This window comes from Chitinophaga agrisoli (assembly GCF_008386695.1).
In the GTDB taxonomy this organism is placed as follows: domain Bacteria; phylum Bacteroidota; class Bacteroidia; order Chitinophagales; family Chitinophagaceae; genus Chitinophaga; species Chitinophaga agrisoli.
Map to the genome: position 1 here is coordinate 1 of NZ_VUOC01000004.1, position 15238 is coordinate 15238.

Below are 15238 nucleotides of genomic sequence, written 5' to 3' on the forward strand. Positions count from 1 at the left end.
TCCACCTGCAGCTGCAGTGGTAGGCGTTTTATAGCTTACCAGCGTTACATCATCGGTGTTGGAAGTACAGGTTGGGCTGCCATTGGAAACCGTCCAGCGTAATACAACCGTGCTGCCGGGCGTTAAGTTCACCCGGGTGGTTGGGCTGGTGGGCGCAACGATGGTGGCTGTGCCGGATACGATGGTCCACACACCGGTACCTACAGCCGGTGCGGTGGCGGTCATGTCAAAGAAGGTCACATTACAATCGCTCTGATCGTCGCCTGCTACCGCAGCAGAAGGTAATTCATAATTTATTAGCGTTACATCATCAGAAGACGGTGTACAAACAGTACCACCGTTGCTGATGGTCCAGCGCAATACCGCAGTATTGCCCGCCGCTACTGTTACAGTAGTATTGCGGTCTGTCAGATCGGTAATGGTAGCTGAGCCGGATATAACACTCCAGCGTCCTGTACCGGCGCCAGCTGCAGGAGCATTGGCTGCCATGGTGAAGGTGCTGATGTTACAATGTGATTGGTCTGCGCCTGCATCCGCCGTGGTAGGCAATTTATAGCTTGTCAGCTGTACGCCATCGGTAACGGGCGGACAGGTTGGGCTGCCATTGGAAACCGCCCAGCGTAATACCGCTGTGTTGCCGGGGACAATATTCACCCTGGTGGTTGGGCTGTTGGGCGTAAGGATGGTAGCTGCACCAGATACCACGGTCCACGTGCCAGTACCTACTGTAGGTGCAGTGGCGGCCATATCAAAGAAGGTCACATTACAACCGCTCTGATCAGCGCCTGCATCCGCAGGAGAGGGCTTCTGATAATTTGTAATTGATACGTCATCTGTGGTGGAGGTACAGGTTGGGTTGCCATTGCTAACTGTCCAGCGTAATACCGCGGTGGTACCTGCAGGCACTGTTACCGCAGAATTATAGAGGGCAGTGTTGGCGATCGTAGCCGTACCGGATACGATGGTCCAAACGCCGGTACCCACTGCAGGGTCCGTGGCGCCCAGGGTAAAGGACGCCAGTTCACAACCAAACAGGTCGTTGCCTGCTGCAGCCTGGCTGGGCTTGCGGAAGTTTGTGAGTGTTACCTGGTCTGCAGAAGTAGGACAAGGACCGTTTGAAATGGTCCAGGCCAGTACCGCCGTATCGCCATTTGGCACGGTGACGGTCGTATTACGCACGCTGGGGTTAGCAATAACAATGCTCGCCAGCGGTGCAGAAGAGCTAACTACGGACCAGGTACCCTTGGCGGTTGCCGGGCTGGGTACGCTGCCAGCCATTGTGAAGGTTGGCACTTCACAATGTACCTGATCAATGCCAGCATTTGCTGCACTAGGCTGGGCGAATACTGTTACTGTAGTAGAGGCGCAAGTAGTGTTGCCGCACGGGCCAGTACTTTCTGCTCTTACATAAAATGTAGTGGTGCTGGTAATTGTGCGGGTGATGGAGGGGCCGGTACCTACCTGGGTACCAGGAGCTCCGCAGCTGCCGGTATACCAAACCCACTGTGCGCCGGTACCTAATGTACCGCCGATTACCTTTAAGGTAACAGTATCGCGTACGCAGACCTGGGAAACACGGGCCTCAATGCCAATAGGAGCCACGGAAGGCGCAATCACTGTCACCGTGAACGGCTTGGTGGTTTCGCAGCTGTTCAGCGTTGTGTTCCTTAATACCAGGTTAAAATTATAAGTGCCGGGCGCTGTTCCTACCGGGTAGTTTACCGTAATAGGAGAGGTAGCCGGGAAAGTGGCATTATTTAAAGCTGTGAAACCAGGCATTGCGTTAGGGCCAACAGTCACTACGTCATATTTATCAGGACTGTTAACAACACCGCTGAATGGCAAGATGAATTTGCCGGTTGTTCTACAGGACGGATCAATAGTGCCTAATGTAAGATTAGGTTTATCGATCACATTTACGATCACGCTGTCCATATCCACGCAGGCGCCGTTTGTAACGGTGACCTTATATTTATTAGGCCCAACGACTGTTGGCGTATGCGTTAAGGTAACATCTGTTGAACCGGTAGGGTCCCATAGTATATCATAGAAGTTATCTGCATTGGATTGATCAATGCTGAGTGTTACCGATTGGCCTATACATATAGGATTGGTAGAGGTAAGGTTCAGATCTATCACCGGGGGATCGTCCACTAACACAAGCGCAGTTGCACTCCGGTAACAGACACGGCTCTCACCATTGCCATAGGTTTTTTTACCGGTAACGGTATACATTGTCTGCGTTGTTGGCGAGACATGGAGTGAGTCTCCGGGATATGTTAATGTGGTATCAGTAGGACCAGGCCCCCATCTCCAACCAAATTCATTGTATTCACCGTCCGGAAATAGAACAGCTTCCTGGCCCAAACAGATCTGGGTGCCATCAATTACGATCTTCGGGTTGGGGAGCAATCTTACTTTTACGGGTATAGAAGGTTGCGAACATGTGGTTGTGTTGCCCCTTTCATACACCTGTAACCGGAAGTATACAGAGTCAATAAGGCTGGGATCGCCCTGAAGTATGAGGGCATCCGGGTTAAAGTGCAGGATGGAACTATCCGCGCCAACAATACCATCTCCATCACCGGCAATTGTGGTCCAGCCGCCCGTAGCCTTTGTTGTATCGCGGGTGTATTGCCAGAAGTACTGTGCAGTATCAAAATACGTTTTAGGGTTGATCACGGAAGTCAGGTTGGTCTCCGCTCCGGCACACATAGTATATGTACCGCCCAGCTGGTCTGTCTGCCCATCAAAGAAAGAGTAGATCTGTGGTCCGCAATAGGCAAATTGAATATCATCAATGGCGATATCGTTACCGCAACCGCCTGGATTATTATTTTTTATACGCACGATCACCGAATCTATCTTTGGCGGCGTTTTAAAACTACCGCCGTACAGCTGCCAGCCACGATTAGGCGGATTGGCCTGTAATGGCATAGACACATCGTTCGTATTGAACGATGCAAGCACCTGGCTTGGGTTCTTAGCATTTAATACTTCAAATGTCACGCCTGCATATATATAGCCACCCTGGCAAATATCTTCTATTACATCCTGGCTGTTGGCGTTCCTGAACCAGGCAGTAAAATTATAGGTGGCGCCAGGACATAAGGAGCCAACAGGTCTGCTATAAAACGATTTCTTATCTATTGAAGAGTTGGCCACAAGCATTGCGCCGTTTGTGTTACCCGTGTGATCGAGTGACTGGTCCCAATCCGGCTTCAACTGCATTTGATTGGATATTGCGTATTGGTTATCCTGTAGATCTGAGCCGTTCACGAGGTTTGGAATATATTGAATCTGTCCTCTGCTTGGATCGAGCGCAATGCGGCTAGTGGTTTGACCGAAGTCCTCCTTGAAATTGGCCATCTCATCGTTTTCGCCTCTACAAACATCTATCACGCAGCTTTCTACCACAATGTTCTTGTTAACATCTGACCTAACGGTACCAGTTGTAGAGTTCCGCCCACGGGCCCTTACATTGTAGGTGCCTGCTTTGAGGAACTCAATCACCAGTGAGCGGTTTTGAGGAGATGCAGTGGCGCAGTTATTACAACCTTGTGAAAGAGCGGTGCCGCCATATAATATATTATAGTCTACTCCCGCCACGGCAGCTACACCACCCCGGGTAATATCCCATTGAGTATAATCGCCGTTGGGATTACCAACACTGACGGTAGCCCATCTTTTATTAGTGGCATCGGGTGAAAGACATACCCTGGCAGGTGCGTTAAGAACCTGCGCCTGGGCAGTTCCCAGGGCGAATGCTAAACAGAGGTATAGGAAAGCTAATATCTTTTTCATGTTTTCTGTAATCATTGAGTGAAAGAAGTGTGATTCCGGGAGAGGGTTACTCATAGCGGAATGACGTTGATTTACAGTGATTTAAAACAAGAAAAAGAGCAAACCTTTCTAACAGGCCGGCATTTTGAGATGAGTAAACTGGTTTCATAGGCATCGCTTATTCATTCGGTTAATAATATATGATATGGGTAAAATATGAGACTTATTTGAAATTAAAATTATGAATAATATAGTAAATAAAAAATGTGTGTATGCCAAAAAGGCATCTATGGCAGGAGAGGGGTAAGCAAAAAGACAGAAGGCGGATTTGATACTCAATTGTTTACCGGGGGCTAAAAAAGTATAAATTTGTGTTAAAAAGTTATCCACAGGGTTTCGTGGAAACTGGATGGTGAATAAATAATTGAAAATGACTGCTTGTAGTATGAAATATTTCCCTACCTTTGCAGACCAAATTTGACGTAAGATGCCCAAAGTAAAGACTCATTCCCGTGCTAAGAAAACGTTCAAGGTGACCGGGAGCGGACAGATCAAAAGGTATAAAGCTTTTAAAAGTCACTTGCTGACCAAGAAAGCTACCAAAAGAAAACGCAGCCTGAGAGGCAGCACGCTGGTTGCTGACGCTAACCTGAACCTGGTAAAGCGGCTGCTTTGTCTCCGTTAATTATAATCTAATTTATTAATCTGATCAAAAAAGCAGTATATGCCTCGTTCAGTAAATGCAGTTGCTTCCAGGGCCCGCAGGAAGAAAATATTAAAACAGGCCAAAGGCTTTTACGGTAAAAGAAAGAATGTTTACACCGTAGCCAAAAACGTATTGGAGAAAGGGCTTACCTATAGCTATGTAGGCCGTAAGCTGAAGAAAAGAAATTACCGTCAGCTGTGGATCGCACGTATCAACGCTGCTGCCCGCGCTGAAGGTATAACCTACTCTGAGTTTATGCACAAGCTGTCTGAAAAGAATGTAGGTCTGAACAGGAAAGTGCTGGCTGATCTGGCCATGAATGAGCCTGAGACTTTCAAGAGCTTAGTTGCAACTGTAAAGTAATTACGGGTGGATAGTCAGCGGTGAAGGGGTTTACTTTTCACTGATCACTTTCATCTTTCAGATAATTTCAAATACGCGATAGCCGGTGTCCCATAAGATGCCGGCTATATTATTTTTGGGAAATATCCCTACCATGGCAGATCCGCTGCCGCTCATGGTTGCATATAACGCGCCTGCGTTGTACATTTTTTCCTTTATCTGCTTTAATATGGGATGCGCCTGGAATACCGGCGCCTCAAAATCGTTGTGGATGAGGTCTTTCCAGGCCTCGAGGGGGTGTTGTATGCTGTCCCGGAGGGATAAAGCAGGTACCCTGGGGGTGATCTGGCCAAAAGCCCAGCCGGTATTTACGTGGATACCGGGGTGCACCAGCAGTATGGAATAAGCCGCCAGGTTCAGTTCCAGCGGTTCTAATATTTCTCCTCTGCCTGTAGCGTAAGCAGTACGGTTCTGGATAAAGAAAGCACAGTCGCTGCCCAGTTGTGCCGCGTAGGCGATCAACTGCGCTGTGCTAAGCTCCAGCCGGAACTTGTTATTCAGCAGCTGCAGCATAAAGGCCGCATCTGCGGAACCGCCGCCCAGTCCGGCGCCTATAGGAATATGTTTATGCAGGTGGATGTTTACGGGAGGCAGTTCAGGGAAGTCCGCCTTCAGCAAATGCCATGCTTTCAGGCACAGGTTATCCGCGGCATTGCCTGGCACGGGTATGCCGGTGCTGTTGAACTGCAGTTGTCCGGGTGACAGGACTTCCAGCGCATCTGTTACCGGCAGGGGATAAAAGACCGTTTCCAGGTCATGGAACCCATCTGCCCGCCGCTGCAGGATATTCAGCCCTAGGTTTATCTTACAGTTTGGAAAAACGATCATGGGAATTGTCCGTGGTAAGCGGTATTATTTGCTTTTACGGCTGTTGATCTCATCACGGATGGCGATGGCCCTTATATAGTCTTCCTGCTCCAGCACTTCCTGTAACAGGGTGCTTAATTCTTCCACGCTCATGGCTTTGAGGTCGTCTTCCACCCCTTTTTCGTGCTCAGAGATGGTTGGTGTGGTAGGTTTGGTGCCCTTTTTGCCAGTGGGGTCATCCAGCAATATACCTGCGCTGTTTAAAATATTCTCATAGGTGTAGATGGGGCAGCCAAAGCGGACTGCGAGCGCCAGGGCATCAGAGGTGCGGGAATCGATCTCTATGGTCTCGTCATTATTATGGCAGATGAGCTTGGAATAGAAGATCCCTTCCTGCAGGTTACTGATAACGACTTCAGAAAGCTCTATATTGAACGCATTCATGAAATTCTTCATCAGATCGTGCGTCAGGGGGCGGCTGGGTTGCATTTTTTCGAGTGCTACGGCAATAGCTTGCGCTTCAAAGCCACCTATTACAATGGGTAGACGGCGTAGTCCGTTCACTTCTCCCAATACCACGGCGTACGAATGTGTTTGCGTAATACTGTGCGATAATGCAACTATTTCCAGTTCTATTTTTCTCATATCTGTTATCTGTCTCGCGTTGTCGGCTGATAATTTTGTAAGACCGTGAAGTTAGAAAAATATTCCCTATCTAAAAAACTAGTTGGCAGTTAGCAAGACGCTAACTGCCAATGTTTATTACTGTTTTAGCTTTTTTACGGCCTCGGTCAGCTTTGGCACCACCTCAAAGGCGTCGCCCACAATGCCATAGTCCGCCGCCTTGAAGAAGGGGGCCTCCGGATCTTTATTGATCACCACTATGACCTTGCTGCCGTTTACGCCGGCCAGGTGCTGTATGGCGCCGGATATACCGATAGCGATATACAGGTTGGGGCGTACCGTTAAGCCGGTCTGGCCTACGTGCTCGTGATGCGGCCGCCAGCCGGAATCTGCCACTGGTCTGGAGCAGGCTGTAGCTGCGCCCAGGGCTTTTGCCAGGTCTTCCACCAGTCCCCAGTTCTCAGGGCCTTTAAGCCCGCGCCCGCCGCTGACGATGGTCTCCGCTTCTGTAAGGGGCACTTCGCCGCTTACTGTTTGCACGCTGGTGACCTTTACCCGGAAATCGGCGTCATTTACAGCAGCCTGGAAGGGCATTACCGTAGCAGTAGCGTCTGTTTTTTCCGGTGTAAATGTGTTGGGCATTACGGAGATCACTTTCTTATCTGATGTGATATTGATATTGGCAAATGCCTTGCCGGAGAATACGGTCTTTTTTACCACAAAACCATTGGCGGTATCCGGCAATGCTATGGCGCCGGTCACCAGGCCTGCCTGCAGGCGGGCGGCTACCCTGGGGGCAATGGCCCTGCCATCGAAGTTGTGGGAGAATATAATGATCTTAGCGTCTTCCTGGTTGGCGGCGGCTACTATTACCTTGGCCGCTACGCCGCTATCGATATCGTTTAAACGGGCATCTGCGGCGTGCAGCACTTTCTGGGCGCCATAATTGCCCAGGGCCGCCAGCTCAGCGTTATCTACTTCACCTAATACGATAGCCGTGGCGGTACCGCCAGATTGCCGGGCAAGTTTGGCCCCATATTGTACCGCTTCGAAAGCTGCTTTTTTTATTTTACCCTGGGATTGATCTGCGAATATTAAAACAGACATTGATTGTAGGATTTATAATTGTAGAGATGAGCGTTTCATGCATTCCGGGAGCAAGGGACGTATTAGAGCGCCTTGGCTTCTTCGTGCAATAATTTTACCAGTTCTTCCACGTTATCGGGGCTGATCAGCTTAACGCCTGCTTTGGCAGGGGGCATCTCAAAGCTAACGATGCTGGTAAGGGTGGGTGTTTCAACAGGCTCAACTACCGTGAGCGGCTTGCTTTTAGCAGCCATGATGCCCCTCATATTGGGGATACGGGCTTCCGCCATTCCTTTCTGACAGGATACTACGACAGGCAGGTTGACCTGTACGATCTCTTCGCCGCCTTCTATTTCGCGGTTGAGGGTGGCCGTGGCGCCATTCAGCTCCAGTTTGGCAGCGATGGAAATAAAAGGCAGATCCAGCAGTTCTGCTATCATACCGCCAATGGAAGAGCCGTTATAGTTGATTGTTTCTTTACCGGTAAGGATAAGGTCATAACCTTGTTGTTTTGCATGGGCAGCTATCTGCGAGGCTATATAATAACTGTCCTGGCTATCCGCATTTATACGGAAGGACTCATCGCCTCCCAGCGCCAGGGCTTTACGGATCACCGGCTCTGTATCTGCTCCGCCAACGGTTAACAGGTGCACGGTAGCTCCCTGGGTTTCTTTGAGCTCCAGAGCGCGTACCAGCGCATACCATTCATCATAGGGGTTGATGATGAATTGCACACCGGTCTCACTGAATTTCGTGTTGTTGTCTGTGAAAGCTATTTTTGCAGTAGTGTCCGGAGTTTTACTGATACATACTAAAATCTTCATAACCTAAAACTGTTTGGTTTGGAAAAAGCGGTATCAGCAAATATAACGGATTATTGGATAACTAATAAAACCATCAATGGACAGGATAGCTAAACTGAAAACCTTCCTGGAAAGCAGCCCTGACGACAGTTTCCTGAAGCATGCACTGGCGCTGGAGTATATAAAACTGGATGATGATGCAACGGCCCGCCGCCTGTTTGAGGAGGTATTGGAAAAGGAGCCCGGTTATGTGGGGTCTTATTACCATCTGGGCAAGCTGCTGGAAAGGGCAGGGGAGCAGACCCTGGCCGCGGGAATCTATGAAAAGGGAATGGAAGCAGCCCGGGAAGCCAGGGAGAAACATGCCTATAATGAGCTGCAGGCGGCCTATGAGGACCTGATGTATTAACTAGCAGCATGCAACTAAGACATATGAATAAAGACCTACAGACGGGGTTCAGCGAATATATACAAAAAGAGCAATTATGGGCGCCAGGGCGGCAAGTGTTGCTGGCCGTTAGCGGCGGAGTGGATTCTATTGTGATGACAGATCTTTTCCATGCGGCAGGTGTACCGTTCGCTATTGCCCACTGCAATTTTCAGCTGCGGGGAGAGGAATCGCTGCGGGACGAACAATTTGTGACGGCACTGGCAGCCAGGTACCATGCGCCTTTTCATACCATCCGGTTTGACACGGCCGCTTATATGGACAAACACCGTGTATCCGTACAGGTGGCCGCACGTGAGCTGCGTTATGGCTGGCTGGAGGAAATAAGGGCGGCACAGTCCTATGCGGCTATCGCTACGGCCCACCATATGCAGGATAATGTAGAAACGGTGCTGATGAACTTTAGCAAAGGCACGGGGTTGGCAGGGCTGCATGGCATACTGCCTAAACAGGGGCAGATCATCCGCCCTTTATTGTTTGCAGAAAAGGAAACGCTGCTGTCTTATGCGGCGGAAAAAGGCCTTTCATTTGTTGAAGACAGTTCCAATATAACAGATAAGTATACGCGTAATTTTTTCCGGCATCATGTGCTGCCGCCTATAAAAGAGGCATACCCCGGCGCTGTTGGCCATATGGCCGCCACCATAGAGCGGGTACGGGAAGCAGAGCAATTGTACCAGGAGGCGGTAGAGCGGCATAAAAAACGCCTGTTGGAACAACGCGGCAACACCTTTATGGTGGCGGTACTGAAGCTGCAGCAAACCAAACCGCTGGCTACTGTTGCCTATGAATTATTCCGCCCCTTTAACTGTGCGCCTGCGCAGATAAGCCAGGTACTGGAGCTGCTGGAAAGCGACAGCGGCCGCTATGTGAGCACGCCTACACATCGCATCATCCGCAACCGGCAATGGCTGCTGATCACGCCTGTTACACAACAGGACGCCAGTATCATTGTTATTGAACCGGAACAATCACATATACATTCCGCCGGCGGGCATTTAAAGCTGCGTACACTGGATAAGGCAACCATGGCCAGTATCCCATCCGCCGCGCAGACAGCCTGCCTGGATACGCAACATATACGTTACCCGCTATTACTGCGCCGCTGGAAACAGGGGGATTATTTCTACCCCCTGGGCATGACAAAGAAGAAAAAGCTGAGCCGTTTTTTCATCGACCAAAAGCTATCCTTACCACAGAAGGATAATGTATGGGTGCTGGAATCCGCCAAACGCATTGTTTGGGTGGTAGGCATGCGTATAGATGACCGGTTTAAAATAACAGACCATACCAGGAAGGTATTATGCCTGGAATGGGAGGCTTAGTTATCTCGCAAAATACCGCTCAAAATGTTTTATCTCATCTAAAAACTGGAGGGCCAGCACGGGCTTCAATATGATAGGGAATATGAACCCAAAGAGCGCGCCCCAAAGATGTGCGCTGTGGTTGATATTATCCCCTCCCCGGCGGGACATGTAGATGGAAGAGCCCAGGAACAGCAATCCATAGACTATAGCCGGCATTGGTATACCAAAAACATACAGCTGCGCCCAGGGCTCTGCTAATATGGCGGCAAACACTACTGCAGATACCGCGCCGGAAGCCCCTAGTGTTCTATAGCTGTATTGGTTGCGGTAGCGGATATAGGTAGGAAGATCTGAGACGATCAACCCCAGGATGTAGAAGACGAGGAAATAGGTCTTGCCGCCAAAATAATCCACAAACCGCGGTTCCATACTTGCCCCAAAGAAGAATAGGGTGATCATGTTAAAACCCAGGTGCAGATAATCCGCGTGGACTAAACCACTGCTGATAAAACGGTAATACTCCTTATGCTGTTTTACCATATAAGGCCACATCAACAGCTTCTCTTTATCGTCTGGCCTTGAGAAGGTGAGGATAGATACAAAGCAGGTGAAAACGATAATCGAGGTAGTGATTATTATCTTCGAGAGGATGAAAATTATCTCCGGCGGATTCATAATAATTCCAAAAGGTTAAGGTGTAAATGTAACTATTGGTGATGATATTTTTCGTTATGTAATACCGAATAAGCCCGGTACAGCTGTTCTGTTACAATCAGGCGTACCAGCTGATGGGGGAAGGTAAGGGAAGAGAGCGATAACTTGCCCTGTGCCCGTTGCAGGATGCTGGCATCCAATCCAAAGGCGCCGCCTATGAGGAGGATCAGTTGCCGGGCGCCGGCATTGGTGCGTTGCTGGAGAAAGTCCGCGAATTGCAGGGTGGTCATCATCTTACCATGTTCATCCAATGCCAGCAGGTAATCCTGCGGTTGCAGCAGATCCAGGATGAGGCGGGCCTCCTGTTTCTTTAGTTCGGGAATAGAAAGGCTGGCAGCCTGTTTTACGGTAGGGATGAGGCGTAATTCAAAATCCACATAATGTTGCAGGCGTTTCTGGAAAACCGCGATGCCATCCCTGATGTAGGGGTCATTATCTTTTCCTATGCTCCAGAGCTGTATTTTCATTTTATGCTGCCGCTTTTAATATGCAAAGCTAAGATTTGTGCGATCATTGTGAGGGATGTTTACTTATCCGGATCTCATCACCAGGGGATTTTTTATGATAGCAGGCTCCGCTGTGAAGTAACGTTGGTGGCGGTTTTCAGGTAAAAATATGTACTTTAAAACTGTGTGTAAATCAGTAGTTTTGAGAAAATATTTTGAAAAGTATTTGTTGATTTCAAAAAAACGCCTACTTTTGCAATCCCAATCACACAGACGGAAAGCGGTCAAAAAGTGATGAAGGAAATGGCTGCGTAGCTCAACTGAATAGAGCATCTGACTACGGATCAGAAGGTTTCAGGTTTGAATCCTGACGCGGTCACAAGAGGTCTGGCGAAAGCCAGGCCTCTTTTGTTTTGGCGTGGCTCAACTGATTAGAGCATCCCGATCTATGATCGGGAAGGTTTCAGGTTTGAATCCTGACGCGGTCACAAGAGGGAAGTCTTCACAAGACTAAAAACGAACAAAAGGCCCTCCAGCTCAATGCTGGAGGGCCTTTTAATTTTCTGGACTTCCCGGCAATTCCTGTTAATTCCCGGTAGTTTTTTGCACTTTTCTTTGCACTTTTTTGGAATGTTGGCGCCATCCATTGTATATCATGGGTAGTGTCCGTTGTCTCTGAATTAATGCATCCACACATAGGTGTATGGCTATATAAGTAAAGCCTTACAAAACTAAATTCCTAATACCTGAAGTAATAATCGATACGACACGCTGCTAATTCGTTTATCCCTGCACAGTTTGTAATTGGGACAGAATTTCCGTGACAGAAAACTTTGCCGCGCAAATAAACTCATCGGCGGCCCCGTAGTATACGGTAATTTCATCTCCATTTAAAATATGTCCATTCGTAAACACTACTTCGCCGAAAAAACCAATAAGCTCATAACTTGCAGTTGGTATCATAATAGGTTCCTTTGTCCTTCCGATTACAACAGAAGGGTCTTCGAGGTCCAACAAAAAGGCGCCGAGGCAATATTGATGTTGTGCGTTAGCCCCGTGATAAATGGCTAGCCATCCTTCGTCGGTCCTAATGGGAGCAGCGCCAGCGCCAACTCTTACACTATCCCACATTTGGGGGCGTGTCCGGATAATACATTGGTGATTTCCCCAATGAATACCATCCGGTGAAGAAGCCAGCCAGATATAGTTGCCTCCCAATTCAAGACTACTTGGACGATGAAATGCATAGCAAAGCCCCGTAATTCTCTCCGTGAAAATGGCGCAGTCCTTATTTTGTGGGGGCATGATCATCCCATGGTGTACAAACCGTTTCCAATCGGAAGTGGTTCTGAGACCCACACCCACCCCATTTTCAGATACTGCTGTATAAGTGAGATAATACATACTATCTAATAAGGATACTCTGCAATCCTCAATGCCAAATGTTTCAAGTACTCCTTGCCCATAAAGTGCTGGGTATTCCTCAACCTCATAAAAATGAACGTTATCATCGCTACACAACAACCGCAAATGAGAGAGTGTAGTGAGGTAATCCAAACCTTTATACCGGACAATACGAGTATCAGTCGCTATTAGGTCGGGATCATCCAATTTTATCTCCTGAATTTGTATTTTTCCTTCAGTCGTTTGTATTGGCAATGAAATATAAACCTCTCTTTGAAGAGGTCGCTCAGCGACCCGAATTATCAACCAGGTCTTACCTAAATAGGTAAAAACGCCGGGGTTCAATAAGCAGGCAATATGCAGTCCGGAGGCACTCGGCTTTAAGTCCCGGGGGGAAATAAGGGGATTTTCAATAAATCGCTTTGCAATATCTGTCATGTTAATAAAAGAGCTGGACGATATGGATGTATATTATTGAATGTTAGTGCATAAATCATTCCATTTATTACACTCAGGAAGAGTTTGGTACACGTTGAAAGATTTCAATGAAGACCTCAAGGAAATGGCAATTGCTGTCGGTTGGGAAAGAAAGTCATTTTGCGACGCTAAAATAGTCCGTTTTTGGCGATATTTATGTTTGCATCCGATAGAATGTTGCCACTGCTATCGTAGGTGTAGTCTGCCGTTTTATTGTTGTTTACATGGCCTCCATAGATACAAGGGACAGGGAAGCAGCCATGAGCGTAGGGGTACATTGTTTTATCATTAAAAAATGGTAATATTGGCGAGCTTGCGAACCTTTTTACTAGGACTAAATCAATTTATAAACCTATTATATCCGATTTCAATCTTTAAGAATGCATAGGCAGGCTGCTGCCCTTATAATGGCTAAAATAATTGATATTTTTCATGCTCTTACAGAAACTCTTTGCTTATTCCTGAGATTGACATTACCACTTATGACATCAATTTTTTAAACTTGTATAGTAAATTAATGTGTCGCTTAATATAACAATTTTACTATGGTAATTATTAACAGTTTTGAAGAATACAAAGCTTTAGAAGGGAAAATTTTAGGAGTTTCAAAGTGGCATAGAATCAGCCAAGAACAGATTAATAAATTTGCTGATGCAACCTTAGACCACCAATGGATTCATGTTGATAAACATCGGGCGGAAAACGAAGGGCCTTTTAAGTCAACTATTGCCCACGGTTACTTAACATTAGCGCTTATTCCTTACCTGTGGAAACAGATTGCAGACGTAAGAAACGTAAAAATGGAGATCAATTATGGAATCGAAAATCTGAGATTTGGCCAGCCCGTGTTGGTCGATAGTGAGATTCAGCTACAGGCTAAAGTAAAATCAATAACAAATCTCAGGGGCACCGTGAAGGCGGTTATCGAAGCAATATTGATGCTCAGGGAGAAAGAAAAACCGGTGTATATAGGGGATGTGGTCTTTTTGTATCATTTTAATTAAGATGAATTAATATTATTAAAAGTTAAAGATACGAATGCCCTGGTTACCATGCCGTCTAACATCTAACTGGACGCTTTATAAGAACGGGGTATTTGCTATCTTATCAAAAAGCAGGGTTTAACTAAGAAACAGCATTTCTGATATGATTCGATCAAAAATAATTGGTACCGGTGCGCATATACCTATTCAAAATGTAACAAACGACTATTTTTTGAATAATACATTCTATAACAATGACCATACAGTAATCGAACAATCCCCTGAAACAATTATCCGAAAGTTTAAAGCGATTACCGGAATAGAGCAGAGGCGGTATGCTCCGGTCGGAATGGCTGTATCCGATATTGGTACCTTTGCCGCTGAAGAAGCAATAGCAAATGCGGCGATAGACCGTGAATTGATAGACCTTATAATTGTTGCTCATAATTATGGAGATATGAAGTATAATGGAGCACCGCGAGACATGGTACCTTCAGTTGCATCCCGTATTAAGCACAAGTTGGGAATTAGGAATGTAAAGTGCATACCATTTGATATTATATTTGGTTGCCCAGGATGGTTACAAGCCCTACTCCAAGCTGATCTTGCTATTAGATCAGGCGATGCAGGAACCTGTCTTGTCATCGGTAGCGAGACCCTTTCACGAGTTATCGATCCATCAGACCGGGACGGCATGATATTCTCCGATGGGGCGGGCGCCTGTATTGTTCAAAGGAGCATAGATGGAGACAGTGGAATTATAAACACGGCTGTGAGGTCCGATACGGGGGACGAGGTCGAGTATATATGCTCCTCGGGAACCAATAAAGGTGATGAAACCGAACCGCACTTTATCAAAATGAAGGGCCGAAAAGTTTATGAGTATGCGCTCAAAAATGTTCCGCAGGCGATGAAAGAATGCTTTGATAAAAGCGGGAAGAACATCTGCGACCTGAAAATGATCTTTCTTCATCAGGCCAATGACAAGATGGATGAAGCTATCGTTAAAAGGTTCTTTGAATTGTATGGCATAGAAGATCTTCCTGAAAACATTATGCCTATGAATATCTCAACGATGGGCAACAGTTCGGTAGCGACCATTCCGACACTGCTGCATCAAGTTTTGAATGGGGAGTTAGCCCCCTTTCAACTATCCGAAGGTGATTTGATTATGTTCGCCTCGGTCGGTGCGGGAATGAATATAAATGCGCTTACATATAAATGGTGATAATTACAAAGATTATTCTC

At 47.2% G+C, this 15238-nt stretch carries 14 protein-coding genes and 2 tRNA genes; 8 read left to right on the plus strand and 8 right to left on the minus strand.

The window, feature by feature from the left end:
• A partial coding sequence (locus F0L74_RS19225) for an Ig-like domain-containing protein (RefSeq protein ID WP_149839550.1) occupies positions 1-3804 on the minus strand: 3804 nt, incomplete at its 3' end.
• A 466-nt stretch (positions 3805-4270) separates the two neighbouring features.
• On the opposite strand from F0L74_RS19225, the gene rpmI reads away from it, so the two are divergent.
• Together rpmI and rplT are read left to right on the plus strand one after the other, a co-directional pair.
• Positions 4271-4468, plus strand: coding sequence for a 50S ribosomal protein L35 (rpmI, locus tag F0L74_RS19230; protein WP_149839551.1), 198 nt, complete (start codon positions 4271-4273; stop codon positions 4466-4468).
• 39 nt (positions 4469-4507) lie between these two features.
• Complete coding sequence (rplT, locus tag F0L74_RS19235; protein WP_149839552.1) at positions 4508-4852, plus strand: 50S ribosomal protein L20; 345 nt, start codon at positions 4508-4510, stop codon at positions 4850-4852.
• Positions 4853-4909: 57 nt separating this feature from the next.
• Here rplT and ispE read toward each other — a convergent pair whose 3' ends face one another.
• The 4 genes from ispE to F0L74_RS19255 all read right to left on the minus strand — a co-directional run bounded on the left by ispE (position 4910) and on the right by F0L74_RS19255 (position 8232).
• Entirely contained in the window at positions 4910-5719 is an 810-nt protein-coding gene (gene ispE / locus F0L74_RS19240) for a 4-(cytidine 5'-diphospho)-2-C-methyl-D-erythritol kinase (protein WP_149839553.1), read from the minus strand.
• Positions 5720-5743: 24 nt separating this feature from the next.
• Positions 5744-6343: a bifunctional nuclease family protein gene (locus F0L74_RS19245; protein ID WP_149839554.1), complete on the minus strand. Its 600-nt coding sequence runs from the start codon at positions 6341-6343 to the stop codon at positions 5744-5746.
• Between the two features lie 117 nt (positions 6344-6460).
• A complete protein-coding gene (locus F0L74_RS19250; RefSeq protein ID WP_149839555.1) occupies positions 6461-7429 on the minus strand; it encodes an electron transfer flavoprotein subunit alpha/FixB family protein in 969 nt (322 codons plus the stop codon).
• A 62-nt stretch (positions 7430-7491) separates the two neighbouring features.
• Positions 7492-8232 (minus strand): electron transfer flavoprotein subunit beta/FixA family protein, encoded by a 741-nt coding sequence (locus tag F0L74_RS19255; RefSeq protein ID WP_149839556.1) that lies wholly within the window; start codon positions 8230-8232, stop codon positions 7492-7494.
• A gap of 76 nt (positions 8233-8308) precedes the next feature.
• Between F0L74_RS19255 and F0L74_RS19260 the strand changes: the two genes are divergently transcribed.
• Both F0L74_RS19260 and tilS read left to right on the plus strand, forming a co-directional pair.
• On the plus strand, positions 8309-8620 hold the full coding sequence (locus F0L74_RS19260) for a hypothetical protein (protein ID WP_149839557.1): 312 nt from the start codon (positions 8309-8311) through the stop codon (positions 8618-8620).
• 23 nt (positions 8621-8643) lie between these two features.
• Entirely contained in the window at positions 8644-9984 is a 1341-nt protein-coding gene (tilS, locus tag F0L74_RS19265) for a tRNA lysidine(34) synthetase TilS (RefSeq protein WP_149839558.1), read from the plus strand.
• On the opposite strand, the gene F0L74_RS19270 is transcribed toward tilS, so the two are convergent.
• Together F0L74_RS19270 and F0L74_RS19275 are read right to left on the minus strand one after the other, a co-directional pair.
• Positions 9985-10641 (minus strand): rhomboid family intramembrane serine protease, encoded by a 657-nt coding sequence (locus F0L74_RS19270; RefSeq protein ID WP_213087029.1) that lies wholly within the window; start codon positions 10639-10641, stop codon positions 9985-9987.
• 32 nt (positions 10642-10673) lie between these two features.
• Positions 10674-11147, minus strand: coding sequence for a 23S rRNA (pseudouridine(1915)-N(3))-methyltransferase RlmH (locus F0L74_RS19275; RefSeq protein WP_149839559.1), 474 nt, complete (start codon positions 11145-11147; stop codon positions 10674-10676).
• A 284-nt stretch (positions 11148-11431) separates the two neighbouring features.
• On the opposite strand from F0L74_RS19275, the gene F0L74_RS19280 reads away from it, so the two are divergent.
• Both F0L74_RS19280 and F0L74_RS19285 read left to right on the plus strand, forming a co-directional pair.
• A tRNA-Arg gene (locus F0L74_RS19280) sits at positions 11432-11505 on the plus strand.
• 36 nt (positions 11506-11541) lie between these two features.
• Positions 11542-11614: transfer RNA gene (locus F0L74_RS19285), tRNA-Ile, on the plus strand.
• A gap of 295 nt (positions 11615-11909) precedes the next feature.
• Here F0L74_RS19285 and F0L74_RS19290 read toward each other — a convergent pair.
• Positions 11910-12968 (minus strand): glycoside hydrolase family 130 protein, encoded by a 1059-nt coding sequence (locus F0L74_RS19290; RefSeq protein ID WP_149839560.1) that lies wholly within the window; start codon positions 12966-12968, stop codon positions 11910-11912.
• Between the two features lie 584 nt (positions 12969-13552).
• Here F0L74_RS19290 and F0L74_RS19295 point away from each other — a divergent pair.
• Both F0L74_RS19295 and F0L74_RS19300 read left to right on the plus strand, forming a co-directional pair.
• The gene (locus tag F0L74_RS19295) at positions 13553-14011 is read left to right on the plus strand and encodes a MaoC family dehydratase (RefSeq protein ID WP_149839561.1); all 459 of its coding nucleotides are present in this window, start codon (positions 13553-13555) and stop codon (positions 14009-14011) included.
• A 142-nt stretch (positions 14012-14153) separates the two neighbouring features.
• Positions 14154-15218: a 3-oxoacyl-ACP synthase III family protein gene (locus F0L74_RS19300; RefSeq protein ID WP_149839562.1), complete on the plus strand. Its 1065-nt coding sequence runs from the start codon at positions 14154-14156 to the stop codon at positions 15216-15218.
• Positions 15219-15238 lie beyond the last annotated feature (20 nt).